Here is a 14744-nt window from a genome sequence, read left to right as displayed (position 1 = left end):
AGCGTATTCCATGTCATTCTAGCTAAAGGCGGGGCTTTGTTGCATGGCTCGAATTTTTGCAAAGCAATCCGGTGTCAAGCCATGGCTTGACCCACTACTGTACGAACGTTGAAAAAAGGCTGTGTCATGCCGTGGCTTGACCACGGCATCCAGGAAAATAAAGCCATATTAGACTTATTTTAGAGTCTTTTTATGATATTATAAGCTGGATTCCGTGGTCGTAGCCACGGAATGACAGAATTTTTACCTCTTTATTTAAACGTTCGTACAGTAGTGGGCTTGACCACGGCATCCAGTCTTTTTATTAAGGCTTTTTCTGGATACCGTGGTCAAGCCACGGTATGACACCATACTTTCTTAAAATTAATCGAAATATCGTATGAATTATCGCCATATCTACCACGCAGGTAATTTTGCCGATGTCGTAAAGCATTTAATACTGATTACAATCTTAGAGCAACTAAAGAAAAAAGAAAAACCTTTTGCAGTTTTGGATGGTTTTGCCGGAATCGGTATTTATGACCTTAATTTAGAAGCAGCTCAAAAAACTTCCGAGAGCGTAACCGGTATTAAAAAATTACTCGACTTTACTAGTTCTTTTTCTAATATACATTCAAATCATTCGAGTGTACCGCATATTTTACAACTCTTTTTAGATATAGTAAATACGACTTCTACAGACCATTACCCTGGTTCACCTTTAATAATCACTAAACTATTAAGACCACATGATCGCTTAATTGCCTCTGAACTTCACTCGGCAGATTATTTAAGCTTAAAGAATTTATTAGGAGAAACCGCAAATATCCATAATTTAGATGCCTACAAAGCCGTTAAAGCGTTTGTTCCTTTTAAAGAAAAAAGAGGATTAATTTTTCTCGATCCGCCTTTTGAAGTAAAAAATGAATTTGATAAGCTATTAGAAGTAATAACGGAAATAAAATCCCGCGCACTCAATAACTGCGTTCTTATTTGGTATCCAATTAAAGATCGGTCTTTGGTTCGGGATTTTTATCACAATTATAAGGATATGGGTTTCAAAGAAACGCTTATTATTGAATATGAGCTTCTACATTCCGATAAAAATATGGTAAAATGTGGGCTAATGATAATTAATCCGCCTAATATTAAAGATGATTTAGCGCAATTAACCGAGTATCTTACTGCTGCCTTAAATTTAAAATTCACTTATAATTATTTATAATGCGATTAAAGTATAAAAATTATCTATTGCTGTTAATTGTATTTTTTATTCAAGGATGCAATAGCTTTAATTTATCTCTAGATAAAACTTTACTTGCTACTACTACTCATGAATTAGAAAAAAAATATAAAATAAATCATGCCGAATTAGTCGTGCAGTATGATCTTGCTAACAATACCGGCAATACAAAATGTTTATATGCTAAAAATCTAGCGGTAATAATTAATAACCCTAATCAAAATAAAATTTTCTTACAAAAATTTCATAATAGAAAGCCGCAAGAGTTTAATCAAGCCGCCGGTACGAAAATAGTCATGATCAAGGATTTATTATCGCGATTACAGATAAAGTATAAATTCCTCTCTAGTGCTGAAGCTCGTTACTTTGCAAAAAGCTATAATATCACCGCTCAAAAAAATAATATATCCGAACTTTTAAAAATTGATAAAATAATTAGTTCTATACCCTTGATGGCACCGGAATACGAGGCAAAAGTTACCAGCCATTACGGCGCCCGCAAAAGCCCTCATAAAAAGAAAAGAAAGAAAAATTGTTTTCATAGCGGTATTGATTTACAAGCTAAAAAATCGTCCCCGGTCTATGCAGCAGCAAGCGGAATCGTCACTAAAGTCGCGAGAGTGCGTGACTACGGCAATTTTATAGAAATTAAGCATTTCCGTAAAATTACTACTAAATATGCCCATCTAAAGGAAATACATATCAAAGAGGGGTGCCGCGTAACAAGAGGGCAGCTTATCGGTATCCAAGGCAGAAGCGGCAATGCGACAGGCGAACATTTACATTTTGAAATTTTATTAGATAATAAAGCTATTAACCCGTTTGATTTTATATCACATTGCTATAAATGTTAGGGTCTGCTAAAATGTCGTATTATTGCGGGAATAGTGGCGTTGTTGCATGGCTCGAATTTTCGATGTCATTCTAGCTAAAAGCGGGGCGTTGTTGCATGGCTACCAGAATCGTCATTGCGAGGAGGCATTTATGCCGACGTGGCAATCCAGTTAAACATATTTTTATACTAAACTTGTTTAGTATTCTAATTAAATCCCTCATTACATTCGGGATAGCCTGGATTGCCGCAGCCACTTCGTGGCTTCGCAATGACGAGTTTTTTATTAATTTTCGAGCCGTGCAACAACGCCCGAAAGCGGGAATCCAGTCTTTTTCTTGTCATGCTGAACTTGTTTCAGCATCTATTGAAAAAGATCCTGAAATAAATTCAGGATGACTTAAAAAGTGTTTTTTCTAGATTCCCGCTTTTAGCTAGAATGACATACGGCACTTTTTTAGAGCCATGCAACAATGCCTTGCGAGGAGGCAATACCCGCGTGGATATCGGAATCGTCATTGCGAAGCCACGAAGTGGCTGCGGCAATCCAGAAAATAATAAGTTAATCGAGTAACATCAGCTATACTAAGCCTAAACTAATATTTACAATCGATGATTAAGCTCCTATATCCTAAATTCTGGCAAAGTAGGAATATTATTGCCTATCTATTATGGCCATTTAGCCTTATATATTTATTTATAAGTTCTTTAAGGAAATTTTTTGCGCGGACCGTTATTTTTCCTGCTAAGGTAATCTGCGTCGGTAATATTAGTGTCGGAGGAACGGGTAAAACGCAAATAGTTATTCACTTAGCAAAATTATTATCGGCAAAAAATATAAAATTTGTTATTATTACTAAAGCTTACGGCAGCAAACTATCCAAAGCAACTATAGTAAGAGAGCATCATACTGCGTTAGAGGTAGGAGATGAGTCGTTAATATTATCCGAGTACGGCACAGTTATTGCTACCAAAAAAATTCGACAAATCATTCCTTTAATTAGCAATATCAAGCCCACTGTAATAATAGTTGATGATTCTCTACAAAACCCCAATTTTCACAAGGATTTTACTATTTTGGCAGTTGATGCTCATCGACTTTTCGGTAACGGTTTTTTAATGCCGGCGGGTCCTTTGCGGGAATATCCGGAGAAAGCTCTAGCATCAGCCGATTTAATTACGGTAATAAGTGCTGAAAATTGGAATCTACCTAATATTTTAGTGCCTTATACTGCTATAGTGCAAGCGAAAATTATCCTTTCAAAAAAAATAGATAAAACAAAAAATTACTTTGCTTTTAGCGGTATCGGCAACCCGGAGCGTTTTTTTCTAACTTTAAAAAATTATGGTTTGACGATAGCAGGCTATCAAGTCTTCCCCGATCATTATAATTATTCAAAGAAAGATTTAGAAAATTTGCTTGTTGCCGCTAAAAAACACAATGCCGTGCTTATCACTACTAGAAAAGATTACGTTAAGCTTTCATCTTTGAAGGACTCAGCTACTGAAATAATTTGTTGTGATGTGGAGCTATTGATAGATAAGCCGGAAAAATTAATTAATTTAATTTATGAAAAAATTTTTAAAAAATATTAGATATTTATTTGAATATTTTGTTGTTGTTACGGCAATGAAGATATTAAGCCTATTCGGTATTGATCGAGCCGGAAATATCTGTAGCTTTATAGCTAGAAAAATCGGTATATTACTAGCAGTTAATAAAATTGCTCGGAGAAATATCCAAAATGTTTTTGGGGATAGCGTGGATACCGAAGCAATTATCGATCAAACTTGGGATAATTTCGGTCGTTTTATCGGAGAATTTCCTTATATCAGCAGCATGCAAGAACAAGAATTATTGCAAAGAATTGAAATAACCGGCGTAGAAAATATAGAAGAATTTAGAAAAGCCGGACAACCGTTTTTATTATTTGCCGGTCATTTTGCCAATTGGGATATTGCGCTTAAACTTATACATAAATTTTATCCTAAATTTTCTATAATATACCGTAAAGCTAACAATCCGTATGTTAATCGGTTAATTAATGAAATTCGCAGTAGTGATAAATTGAAGCTGATTCCAAAAGGAGCAGAAGGAAGCAGAGGTTTAATTAACGCGATAAAACAAGGCGATGCTATTGCTATGCTTGTTGATCAAAAAATGAATGACGGTATAGAAGTACCGTTTCTAGGAACTCCTGCCATGACTCCGCACGCTATTGCTAAAATTGCCCTGCAATTTAAATATCCGATTATACCGTGCCGGATAGTCCGAACACGGGGTAGTCATTTTAAAGCAATAGTTCACCCTCCCCTTATATTTCAGCAAACAGGCGATGATAAAGTTGATTACTATAATATAATGCTAAATATTAATCAAATTTTAGGAGAATGGGTTAAACAAAACCCCGGACAATGGTTTTGGTTTCATAACAGATGGAAAAAGTGATTATAGTTTTGTAAAAGAAGAATTTTGCAAGACCGAAAGAAGGCATTATTGCACATATACCGGAATCATCATTGCGAGCGACTGGAAGCTTTGTTGCATGGATGGTTAAAATCGCTTAAAACTTGTCATACCGTGGCTTGACCACGGTATCCAGAAAAAATTAAAAAGCCTGACTGGATGCCGTGGTCAAGCCACGGCATGACATCGCGGTACTTTTAAAGAATACCCAAAATATAGCAATTTTCGAGGCACGCAACAATGCCGTGCGGGAATGACATACTGCTGCTTTTATCAAGCCACGCAACAACGGCTCCTCACGTGAGCGTTCACGCCAATTTTAGTAAATGGCAGAAAGGGTTAATGCCTTGGAGTTTAGAAGTAGCATAAAGTGACTTAATCCTTTCTAAGAATCTGTCGCCCCTTAGTGACCATGTAAAAAAAGAATTCTTTCGATATTTAACAAAATGCTTTATCTGTCGTTCTGCCAAGTTATTAGTTAGCTCTATTTGTGAATCATCTAAAAAGAGCCATATCATATCGAATGATTTTAGTATATTATTTGCTACTCTTTGGGCTTGTAAGTATTCAGTATTAGCGACATCTTGCAAGTAATACAGCATAATCTTTTTAATTTTCTGCATTACTGCTAAATATCGAGGTTTATCTAACTTATTTTCTTTATGTAAATTATAAAGCCTAAATATCGTATCAGTTACGCAAAGAAGGTCTGAACCAATTTTAGCAAGAGAGGCATTGTGACTATGAGCGAATCTTTTAAAATCTCTACGCAAATGAGCTAAACATATTTGACGATTGCTGCTGTCAAACATATTATAAGCCGCATATCTATCGCTTATTATTTTCCCTTCATATTCAGGTAAAAAACTTTCTAATATCTTTTGTCCTCTTGAATTAGCTAGCTTAAATACCGTAAAAGCTTTGTTCGTAGCTACCCAGCACCAATGTCTACTGCCTTTATTATTAGAACTTGTCTCGTCTAAATGAAGGTAACTGCTTTCTTCAATTTTATTCAATAATTCATTATATTTATCTTCTAACTTAACTGATATTCTGTTCTCAGTATTAGAGATCAAGCCAAGACTAATATCAAGGTTAAATATTTGGTTTAATATTGATTGTACTTCTCTCTTACTATTATTAAAGAATCCACTTAAAGAACTAATTATACTTTCAGCGTTCTTCCCTAATAATCGGTAATTATCTAGTTTTGCTTTATATCTTCTATTACATAAAGAGCATACTTTCCTATACAACCTATATTCCGTAACAACAGGTTTGATAACAGGAATTTCTATTTTTTGATGGGTTCTATATTTTTCTTCTAATAACAATGAACCACCGCACTTACAAATCTCTTCATCGGGCATAATATCAACATTGATATCTGACGTTTTTATTTGATAAGCGTTATATTTATGACCTGCTTGTCCCCCGGGATTTTTATCACTCTTGGGTCTTGTCTTCTTCTCTATCCGGTATATATCTTTAGAGCTAGGAAGACCAGAATTGCTAGAATTCTTATTTAGCCTATCTTCCAACTCTATTAGCTTAATCTTTAATTCTTTATTTTCTTGTAAAAGCCGTTGATTGGTTACTTCTAGTAATTCTACTAGCTTTTCTAACTCTATAATTCGATCGGATAGAACATTATTCATTGATGCTGCTACTTATTCTTGTCCTATCTATTTCTATACAATTCTATAACCTTTTTCAACTCCTTATTTATTTTTTATTTATATCCGTGAACGCTCACCTCCTCACAATGACGGACTTTATGGACCTTTATCGCTTAAGTTGGCACTCATGCGCGAAGGCGGGAATCTTTATTAGATATTTTCGTCTCTTACCACCAATACCGAAATACTCGAATGGCGAACGATTTTAGAAGCATTAGGGCCAAGCATATAATCCCTTAATTGCGGTCTTACCGCCGAAATAATTATTAAATCCGCTTCTACTTTGTTAGAATATTGAATTATTTCATCATAAACTGCTCCACGCCCGATATAATAATCTGCTTCAATCTCATCCGGTACATATTGTTTTATTAATTCTTTTACCTGTTCACGGTGTTTTTCCTTTTGCTCTTTAACCCAATTTTTCGGCAAATAATCTTCGACCATTTTCATGCCGAAATCAGAAATTACATATATAAAATGTAATTTAGCTTGAAAGGTGGTAACAAAAGTTAAAGCTTTGGGTAATATTGCTTTTATTGATTTTTTATCCGCCAAATCTATCGGTATAATAATATTTTTATACATAATATTCTTTTATAATTTTATTGTCTATTTCGGACTGCTTCGTGCTTCGGTAAAACAAAGTTACTAATATCTGCAAAATACTTAATATCTAAATCTTGTAACAAATAATTTGCGTGTTTAAAATGTGCAACATTTCTATGAAATGCTCCGATAAACTTATCTAATAATTCAAAATCCAGATATTCCCTTGTGACCAAAATTGCCGGCACAACAACCGTAGTTTGACTTTCGGTAATTCCCGGATACAACCCTTCATGGAGTATTCCTTTACGGAAAGCTCGATTGCTTTTTATTAACTCAGTTATTTTAGCATTTTCAATAGAGACAAAATCAACTTCACAACTATTTGCAATAAGACTTATCAAAGGGTTAGGATGCCCAACCATCATCATTATAACGTCAATTTCTTTATTGCAGAATTTTTTAATAGAATCTTCGTAATTAATATCAACATCTATCGGTTCTTTAGTAAAATTATATAATTGACGCAAAGCATCATAGGTAATATTACTACTAGAAAATCCCGGTCCGTTAGATATTTTTTTTCCTTCAATATCGGCAAAAACTTTTATTTTATCATCGTCTTTAGCAATAACGGTAAAAAATTCATCATATAAATTTAATACTTGCCGTAAATTTTGCATTTTTTCTTGATTCTGATAGTAACCTATGCCTTCAAAGGCTTCCACTGCAATATTTGACTGTACTAAAGCTAAATCTACTTTGCCTTCTTTCAATAATTTTAAATTTTCTACGCCGCCATTTGTCGGGACTACTTCACATTTAATATTTTTATTAGCAATTTTAATAGTTTTGCATAAATCAAGACCGATCGCATAATAACCTTTTAAAATAGAACCGGTAGCAACTTTAATGGTTTGTTGGGCGGTTTTCGGTTCAGCTAAAACCTTGTTATAAACGAAAAATATACCAATAACGATCCAAAACGCTAACCTTATATTCATAATATTGTATACTCCCGTGAAATGAAGAGTTGAACGAGTATAATTTAACCCGAACTATGGATAAGAATTATCCATAGTTCACGTTAATTTAAGCTAAATATTTTTCTTTATCTAAGGTACCTTCACTATTATCAATAATCAAGGTAATTGTTGCATCCCCCGTAATATTAATTGTCGTACGTAACATATCAAGTATTCTATCAATGCCGGCAATAATAGCTACCCCTTCTATCGGCAAGTGAACCGATGAAAGCACCATCGGCAACATTATTAAAGAAGCCCCGGGAATACCGGCGCCGCCTATGGAGCCAAGCGTAGAAGTTAAAATAATAACTAAATAATCGTGGGGAGCCAGTGTTACTCCCATCATTTGCGCAAAAAATATAGTAGTAAGGGATAAATTTATGGCAAAACCATCCATATTGATTGATGCCCCAAGAGGCAATACAAACGAAGTGCTAGCCTCGGAAATACCTAATCGTTCACGACAAACCTGCATCGTCGTTGCCAGAGTTGCCTTACTGCTTGAGGTAGAAAACGCTAAAATTTGATACTCGAAACTCTTTTTATAAAACGGTATCGGTGATACTCGGCAAAATAAATAAATAAGTAACCCAAAAATCAAATATTGAAATATCATGGCAACCACAACCGCCATAACTAGCTTCGACAAACTACTCATGACTTCTATACCGTACATACCGACTATCCAAGCCGTTAAAGCAAAAGCACCGTACGGCGATAATTGAATAACGAATGAGATCATCTTTAAAACCATTTTTGACATTAAATGAATCAAATCCGTAACCGGTTCTGCAGTAGTTCCCATTTTATTTAAAGTAATGCCGGTAAATATTGCAAAAAATACAATTTGTAAGACATCATCGTTGGCAAAAGCACCTATTGCATTGTCCGGTACAATGCGTACGAAAAAATCAAATATATTAAAAGTAGCTACAGTCGAAACAGTATGAGTAGCACCGAGATCCATATGAATTCCATGCCCCGGTTTTAATATAAGAGCTACCGCAAGACCAAAAACCGTAGCAAAAAAAGTTGTTCCCAAAAATGCTAATACTGCTTTCATCCCTACCCTACCGAGAGCGGAAGAATCTTTCATACTAGTAATACCGGAAACCAAGCTAAAGAAAATTAAAGGCGCAATGATCATTTTAATCAAACGCAGAAAAATATCGCCTATCGGCTTAACATACGAAACATAGCTAGATAAATAACTACCGAATATAACCCCTAAGATCAACCCTAAGGTAACTTTTTTCCATAATTTCATTATTATACTTATTAAGTTTTAAATCTTTAGTTTGTCATACCGTGGCTTGACCCACTAGTGCATGAACGTTGAGAAAAAGGCTGTGTCATGCCGTGACTTGATCACGGCATCCAGCTTTTTTATTAAGTTTTTTCTGGATACCGTGGTCAAGCCCACTACTGTACGAACGTTGAAAAAAGGCTGTGTCATGCCGTGACTTGATCACGGCATCCAGGAAAATAAAGCCATATTAGACTTATTTTAGAATCTTTTTATGATATTATAAGCTGGACTGAAGTGGTCGTAGCCACGGAATGACAGAATTTTCACCTCTTTATTTAAACGTTCGTACAGTAGTGGGTCAAGCCACGGTATGACACCATACTTGTAATAACCATAATGCGGTAAATTATGAGCCATGCAGCAACGCCTACAGCTTCTCGCAATGACGATTTCTAGTATCCACGCAACAATATCGGCTCACAATGATAACGTTACTTTTGTTGTTTAACCGCCTATAACCCGTTTCCTTCGGAACTTATCCAATTTAAATATGCTTTTAAACCGTCATCAATATCAATTTTTATTATTTGCGGTACTTCATAATTATGAATTTTTACTATTATCTCTTCAATTTTCTTGTAATTATCTGATTTAGCTTTGATTATAGCCCTATATTCTTTTTCAGAAGTTAACTTACCTTCCCACTTAAAATAACTTTTAATATCTTCTATTTGTATACAAGAAGCTAAATTCATGTCCAGTAAAATATTAATTATTTCATCTAATATTTTTCTACTATTAGTAGTAGTTAAAATTATACAATATTGCTGCACTCTTCTATACCTCAACGAAACAATTAGGCGTTTCAAATAACTTAAGGCTAGTAATAATAAAGCTTTGACCGGTGAAAATCTTAGGGAAAATATCATTCTTTAAATGAAGTGCAATATTTTCGGCAGTAGGGTTATCCTGCATATAATATATTTTTTGACCCGTCCAACTAGCTATTTTTTCTCCTATTTCTTTATCGTCTTGATGTAAGATAAGGCTATGATCAAAATTATCGTCTATCCATTTTTTGGCAAAAAGCTTAATTTCGCCGAAATCAACTATCATTCCTAGTTTGTTAGTATTTTTAGCGGCAGCGGTTACTTCAAGAATATATCGGTGACCGTGCAGAAATTGACATTTATTTTGATGCCCGATAATTCTATGTCCGGCATCAAATTCAATCCGACGGGTACATTTTATCATTGCTTACATTCTGCCTTTAGAGTTATTCTACAAATATAAAGAGACTTACCATAAAATAATATACGAATTCCTGCAAGTTAATTAAGTGAATATTCAAATTAAATCCCCCTGCCATTTTTCTTATTATTCATAACAACCGATTTAAATTGTTTATCATTTTTAGGTGTTTCCTTATCTTCTTGCAACTCAACTTTGTTGTTTTTTATAAATTCCGGATTATTTAAAACCACTCCTGAAAAATCAATTTTACTTACATCTCCTGCAATTTTTACTTTGTCTAAAGCAATACGGCTATCCGGATGTTTAGCGTTATATTTTTTAATTGCCGGAATAAGCGTTGTTAGAGTTGCAGCATCAATAGTCGCCCCTTCAAAATTCACTTGTTCATTAAAAATAGTTCCTTTAAAGGAACACTCTTCTAATATAGCTCCTTTAAAAGAACATTCTTTAAATTTAGTATTATCAAAATTAAATCCTTTAACTTTAAAATTATCAAATTTTAATACCGATTTTTCAAAAGATAACCCTTTAAGATTTTTATCTCTTAACGAATAAGAAAACATCGCTGAATATTCCTTTTCCGTTAATTGTTTATCTCTTTCATGAAATAATAATGCTAAATTAATTTGTTTATCAGATAATGTTGATTGTGTTTCTAAAAGCTCAACTATAGTTTTATTCATTTCCGACCCGATTACCTTATTCCGTATTTTATTTGGAACAAAGCTTTCTTGAAATTTATATGCGCTTAAATTAATAATACTTTTTGTTATTATTCCGAGTACTTTTTTATCGGCTAATAACTCAAATATAGGTCTCACCATTGCGCCGTATTGACCTTTACTATATGAGCTTACAATTTTTCCCAAAGCCGGTGCATGTTCTCCTAATACCTGAATAATTTTCTCACCTTGGATTTTTACTTTCTTACCCATTTCAGTTTTATTTAAAAATTCTTCAACTACCGGTCCAAGAGTATCCGCATGCTTTACTAATAATTCCGGGATTTCTTTTTCTAAAATCTTTTCTATTTCCGGATTAGCTTTTTTGAAACTAATTAAAGACTTAACTACTATTCCTACTTTTTCCGATTGATTATCGGGATGTGCATTCATCACTTCTTGAATTTGTGAAAATAGTTCGGTTAATTTTTCTTTATTCTCACCTTCTAAAGAATTTTTAGTAAGTTTAGTTACCAAAGGCAAAATTTCTTCCATAAACGGTAATATTGCTTTCGTAGAATTTTTAGCAAATTCCGGCGTTATATCATACGATCTTATACGATCTTGAACTTGCGGTTTATCTAAAAATTTCAAAATATCATTTATATTATTTTTAAAATACTCTGTTAAATTATTCTCTAAAATAGGTGATATATTATTAACAAATATTTCAGTGTTCTTTAAAATATTTTTTATCGATTCTTTTTGTTCATCTACTAAATTATTTTTTTCTTCTAGCGATAAATTGTTATTAGTTAAAAGTTTTTCACTATTACTTTGATATTTTGTGAATTCTTGATAGTTTTCAATAATTTGCGGCGTGCTAGCAAGCATTGCAGCACTTACATCTACGGCTAAATTTACGGTATCGGCAAATAGTTTTTTAGGAATTTCCCGACCTAAACTATTATCCATAGCATTTTGAGCAATTTTTACAAATTCTTCTTGGTTTTTAGTATCTTTTAAAAACGGTATAAGATCATCGTTAATAATATTCTGCACATTATCGGTGCTTAATATTTCAAATGCACTTCCAATGATATTTTCCCTTGAATTTTCCGACCGTACAGCTAAATTTTTATAAATATCCTGCATTTTTTGATTTGAATCGCCTTCTAAAACACTTACTACTAAATTTATCGATACGGGAAGTAAATCTCTAATAAAACGGGGACTAACTCTATCAAACATATTAGGAATTACAACACCTGTTGCCTGCGCTTCCGGAGTGTATAGCTCAGTTAGTATAGGAGTTAGGACAGCATTTAACACCGGAATAATTGCCGCTTGCGCTACGTTATCTTTTAGAAAATCAGAGCTTGCCGGATTATTTAAAATAGATTGATAACTTTTTAAAACCGGTTGCGCTCCTTTTATTAAATTAGCGGCATACTCTGCTTGTTGTTTTTGTAAATTTTTACGCTCTTCTACTAATAATTTATCGCTAAGTAATTTATTATCTACTTCCTGAAATTTTATAAAATTATCATATAATTCTTTAAATCCTTGAACATTTCGTATAGTCGGCGGCAACAAGCTAACCGTATCTATTACTCCTTTTAAAAATCCTTGCGCTGTAGTTTGAACATTTTTCTTATTTTCTACTTCTAATTTTTCTTGCTTATTTTTAAGCTCTAACGGCGAAATTTGCTGCCCGTCTTGAACAAAATTACCTTTAATATTTGTAATATCGGTATGAGCAATATTAGTTTCGTTATCTATAGTAGCTTCATTTATATTAGCCTCTTTTAGCTTAACATCATATAAATTTACACCGTCTAATATTGCTTTTCCTGCTTGTATCTGTACTAAAATTGCTTTTTTCAAGTTTGATCGAGTAAGATCGGCTTTCGTAAAATTCACGGCAGTAAAATCCGCATTTTCTGCTTGAACTCGCCTCATTAAAGCTTTAGTAAAATCCGCATTTTGTGCATCAACTTTTTCAAGATTACTATAACTTAAATTAACACCTTGAGCCTTAGCTTCTCTGAAAATGGCTCCTCGGAAATTAGCGAATTTTGCCGTAGCATCGGTTAATATGCTACCGCGTAAATTGGCTTCTTGAGCTTGCACTAAATCTAGATTAGCTTTAGCAAAATTTACTCCTTCCGCGTTAATCCTTTTTAAAATAGCATTCTGTAAATCCGCACCTTCAAGTGTTACTAGCTTATCTAACTCAGCTTCCGTTAAATTTACTCCTTTAGCTTCTATATTTTTTAAAATAGTATCACGAAACTCTGCTTTGCTTGCCTCCACTTTATTCATTAAAGAATTTGATAAATCACATTCTATAACTTTGCAACCTGTTAAAATTGCATTATCAAGTATTGCATGCTGCATTTTTACCTTTTGTAAGTCCGCAGAGATCAAGGAAATACCCTCTAAGTTAGCGTAATTAAATGTAGAATTCACAAGTTTTGACTCATCCCATTTTCCGTCTTTTATATTCGCATAATCAAAATTTGAATTTTTTACTACTACTTCTTTACCATCGGAACGAGACATAAAAGCATGGGTAAACTCACTATGCTCAACAACGGCATTTTTTATATTAGTATTAAAGAAATTGGTATTATCAGCATTAACGTTCGTAAAGCTTGCATTTTGAAGTTCAACACTTTCAAAATTTGCTTTACTTATATTTGTATTCTCAAATTTACAATTAGTTAAAATTGAACCGGCAAAAATTGCCTCACTCAAATCAGCACCGGTAAAGTCTAAACCGGATAAATCAACTCTACCGCGCCACTCATTATTAGTAAGCATATCAATTTTACTTGATAAATCAGCAACTACTCTTACAGTTTGACTAAGCGGCGTAGTTAATTTACTTTTAGCAAAATCGTTTAAACTAAGCTTCTCATTAGTTTTTCTTTCACTTAGATAACTTATAACATCTTCTCGCGTTAAAGATACGAGCTTTATTTCTTGCTCTTTTTCTTCTTTATTAGAGCCTCTTATATAAGCAGGATCAAATATTGAGTGTTCACTACTAAAAATATTTTGAAAACTTGCATGCATTACCAAATCTTTCGGCGGAAAAATATTTTTATGTAGCATTAATTTAAGTTCTGCATCTAACTTATCGTATTTTTCATTACCGGTATTTCTTCCGATAACATACCAAGCAGTTTGCTGCACAGTCAAAGTTTTATAAATTTCATTTAATTCTTGTTTTTTTTCGACTATTGTTTTTTCGTGCTCCTTTCTTTTAAAACGTTCAGCCTTAACATCGGCATATATTCTTCCTAAAGATGAGGTAGTACTATATTTTATACCTTCAAGTTCTTGCCCTTTCCCTAAAGATGAATAATTTTTATAATTTTCGGAAAATCTGCAATTTTCAAGAGTAGCACCTCTAAAATCTATATTTCGTAAAATAGTATCTTCAAAATAAGCATTATCGAAATCAACATCACAAAACAAAGCATTCGATAAATCACATCCTTTAAAACTAGTATTTTTTAAGATAACACCGCTAAAATCTCCGCCTGCAAGATCGATAATTTTATCGGTACCTTCTTTGCTAAAATCTCTATTTGATAAATCTGCAACCGCGATTACGTTTTTATCTTTAAAATATTTATCTTTTAAATATTGATTTAAAGTTAGATTAGCATTTGGGTCAAGGCTTACCGCTTGTCTTTGAGCAATAATATAATCTTCTATTTCTTTAGAAGCGGGACTAATTTTTTCTATCGCTACGTTCAAATCTATTTGTTCTTTAGACATGATGATACTC

At 33.5% G+C, this 14744-nt stretch carries 17 protein-coding genes; 4 read left to right on the top strand and 13 right to left on the bottom strand.

Annotated elements, in window-relative coordinates; genetic code table 11:
* Window positions 1-18: 18 nt before the first annotated feature.
* Window positions 19-144, bottom strand: coding sequence for a hypothetical protein (locus AAGD64_RS01570; RefSeq protein WP_341793611.1), 126 nt, complete (start codon window positions 142-144; stop codon window positions 19-21).
* A gap of 235 nt (window positions 145-379) precedes the next feature.
* Here AAGD64_RS01570 and AAGD64_RS01565 point away from each other — a divergent pair, with 235 nt between their 5' ends.
* Together AAGD64_RS01565 and AAGD64_RS01560 are read left to right on the top strand one after the other, a co-directional pair.
* Complete coding sequence (locus tag AAGD64_RS01565) at window positions 380-1204, top strand: 23S rRNA (adenine(2030)-N(6))-methyltransferase RlmJ (protein ID WP_341793610.1); 825 nt, start codon at window positions 380-382, stop codon at window positions 1202-1204.
* A complete protein-coding gene (locus AAGD64_RS01560; protein WP_253308073.1) occupies window positions 1204-2076 on the top strand; it encodes a M23 family metallopeptidase in 873 nt (290 codons plus the stop codon). Before AAGD64_RS01565 ends, AAGD64_RS01560 begins: the two co-directional genes overlap by 1 nt.
* Window positions 2077-2146: 70 nt before the next feature.
* Here the strand turns inward: AAGD64_RS01560 and AAGD64_RS01555 are convergent, their stop codons facing one another.
* From AAGD64_RS01555 to AAGD64_RS01545, 3 genes are read right to left on the bottom strand one after another with little or no spacing between them, the layout of a single operon-like run.
* Window positions 2147-2311, bottom strand: a complete 165-nt coding sequence (locus AAGD64_RS01555; protein ID WP_341793609.1) for a hypothetical protein — start codon at window positions 2309-2311, stop codon at window positions 2147-2149.
* Window positions 2262-2399, bottom strand: coding sequence for a hypothetical protein (locus AAGD64_RS01550; protein WP_341793608.1), 138 nt, complete (start codon window positions 2397-2399; stop codon window positions 2262-2264). The genes AAGD64_RS01555 and AAGD64_RS01550 overlap by 50 nt, the downstream gene beginning before the upstream one ends.
* 45 nt (window positions 2400-2444) lie before the next feature.
* Window positions 2445-2600, bottom strand: a complete 156-nt coding sequence (locus tag AAGD64_RS01545; RefSeq protein ID WP_341793607.1) for a hypothetical protein — start codon at window positions 2598-2600, stop codon at window positions 2445-2447.
* 66 nt (window positions 2601-2666) lie between these two features.
* Here AAGD64_RS01545 and lpxK point away from each other — a divergent pair, with 66 nt between their 5' ends.
* Both lpxK and AAGD64_RS01535 read left to right on the top strand, forming a co-directional pair.
* Window positions 2667-3650: a tetraacyldisaccharide 4'-kinase gene (lpxK, locus tag AAGD64_RS01540; RefSeq protein ID WP_253308074.1), complete on the top strand. Its 984-nt coding sequence runs from the start codon at window positions 2667-2669 to the stop codon at window positions 3648-3650.
* Window positions 3625-4503, top strand: coding sequence for a lipid A biosynthesis lauroyl acyltransferase (locus AAGD64_RS01535; RefSeq protein WP_341793606.1), 879 nt, complete (start codon window positions 3625-3627; stop codon window positions 4501-4503). The genes lpxK and AAGD64_RS01535 overlap by 26 nt, the downstream gene beginning before the upstream one ends.
* Window positions 4504-4663: 160 nt before the next feature.
* On the opposite strand, the gene AAGD64_RS01530 is transcribed toward AAGD64_RS01535, so the two are convergent.
* The 9 genes from AAGD64_RS01530 to AAGD64_RS01490 all read right to left on the bottom strand — a co-directional run bounded on the left by AAGD64_RS01530 (window position 4664) and on the right by AAGD64_RS01490 (window position 14734).
* Complete coding sequence (locus AAGD64_RS01530) at window positions 4664-4807, bottom strand: hypothetical protein (protein WP_341793605.1); 144 nt, start codon at window positions 4805-4807, stop codon at window positions 4664-4666.
* 22 nt (window positions 4808-4829) lie between these two features.
* Window positions 4830-6179, bottom strand: coding sequence for an IS66 family transposase (gene tnpC, locus AAGD64_RS01525; RefSeq protein ID WP_341792665.1), 1350 nt, complete (start codon window positions 6177-6179; stop codon window positions 4830-4832).
* A gap of 171 nt (window positions 6180-6350) precedes the next feature.
* A complete protein-coding gene (locus tag AAGD64_RS01520; protein WP_253308077.1) occupies window positions 6351-6788 on the bottom strand; it encodes a universal stress protein in 438 nt (145 codons plus the stop codon).
* A 17-nt stretch (window positions 6789-6805) separates the two neighbouring features.
* Window positions 6806-7756: a TAXI family TRAP transporter solute-binding subunit gene (locus AAGD64_RS01515; RefSeq protein ID WP_341794216.1), complete on the bottom strand. Its 951-nt coding sequence runs from the start codon at window positions 7754-7756 to the stop codon at window positions 6806-6808.
* Between the two features lie 85 nt (window positions 7757-7841).
* Complete coding sequence (locus AAGD64_RS01510) at window positions 7842-9044, bottom strand: dicarboxylate/amino acid:cation symporter (protein WP_341793604.1); 1203 nt, start codon at window positions 9042-9044, stop codon at window positions 7842-7844.
* Between the two features lie 240 nt (window positions 9045-9284).
* On the bottom strand, window positions 9285-9443 hold the full coding sequence (locus AAGD64_RS01505) for a hypothetical protein (protein ID WP_341793603.1): 159 nt from the start codon (window positions 9441-9443) through the stop codon (window positions 9285-9287).
* A 95-nt stretch (window positions 9444-9538) separates the two neighbouring features.
* Window positions 9539-9859 carry a divalent-cation tolerance protein CutA gene (cutA, locus tag AAGD64_RS01500; protein ID WP_341793602.1) on the bottom strand — a complete coding sequence of 107 codons (321 nt, stop codon included), beginning with the start codon at window positions 9857-9859 and terminating at the stop codon, window positions 9539-9541.
* A gap of 4 nt (window positions 9860-9863) precedes the next feature.
* Window positions 9864-10280 carry a 6-pyruvoyl trahydropterin synthase family protein gene (locus AAGD64_RS01495; protein ID WP_253308080.1) on the bottom strand — a complete coding sequence of 139 codons (417 nt, stop codon included), beginning with the start codon at window positions 10278-10280 and terminating at the stop codon, window positions 9864-9866.
* Between the two features lie 98 nt (window positions 10281-10378).
* Complete coding sequence (locus AAGD64_RS01490) at window positions 10379-14734, bottom strand: pentapeptide repeat-containing protein (protein WP_341793601.1); 4356 nt, start codon at window positions 14732-14734, stop codon at window positions 10379-10381.
* Window positions 14735-14744 lie beyond the last annotated feature (10 nt).

This window comes from Rickettsia endosymbiont of Ceutorhynchus obstrictus (assembly GCF_964026565.1).
Lineage (GTDB): Bacteria > Pseudomonadota > Alphaproteobacteria > Rickettsiales > Rickettsiaceae > Rickettsia.
This window is presented reverse-complemented; position numbering and strand designations above follow the sequence as displayed.

Coding starts and splice junctions, on each gene's coding strand:
- AAGD64_RS01565 (WP_341793610.1), top strand. CDS start 380: ATGAATTATCGCCATATCTACCACGCAGGTAATTTTGCCGATGTCGTA.
- AAGD64_RS01560 (WP_253308073.1), top strand. CDS start 1,204: ATGCGATTAAAGTATAAAAATTATCTATTGCTGTTAATTGTATTTTTT.
- AAGD64_RS01550 (WP_341793608.1), bottom strand. CDS start 2,399: ATGACAAGAAAAAGACTGGATTCCCGCTTTCGGGCGTTGTTGCACGGC.
- lpxK (WP_253308074.1), top strand. CDS start 2,667: ATGATTAAGCTCCTATATCCTAAATTCTGGCAAAGTAGGAATATTATT.
- AAGD64_RS01535 (WP_341793606.1), top strand. CDS start 3,625: ATGAAAAAATTTTTAAAAAATATTAGATATTTATTTGAATATTTTGTT.
- tnpC (WP_341792665.1), bottom strand. CDS start 6,179: ATGAATAATGTTCTATCCGATCGAATTATAGAGTTAGAAAAGCTAGTA.
- AAGD64_RS01520 (WP_253308077.1), bottom strand. CDS start 6,788: ATGTATAAAAATATTATTATACCGATAGATTTGGCGGATAAAAAATCA.
- AAGD64_RS01510 (WP_341793604.1), bottom strand. CDS start 9,044: ATGAAATTATGGAAAAAAGTTACCTTAGGGTTGATCTTAGGGGTTATA.
- AAGD64_RS01505 (WP_341793603.1), bottom strand. CDS start 9,443: ATGGCTCATAATTTACCGCATTATGGTTATTACAAGTATGGTGTCATA.
- AAGD64_RS01495 (WP_253308080.1), bottom strand. CDS start 10,280: ATGATAAAATGTACCCGTCGGATTGAATTTGATGCCGGACATAGAATT.
- AAGD64_RS01490 (WP_341793601.1), bottom strand. CDS start 14,734: ATGTCTAAAGAACAAATAGATTTGAACGTAGCGATAGAAAAAATTAGT.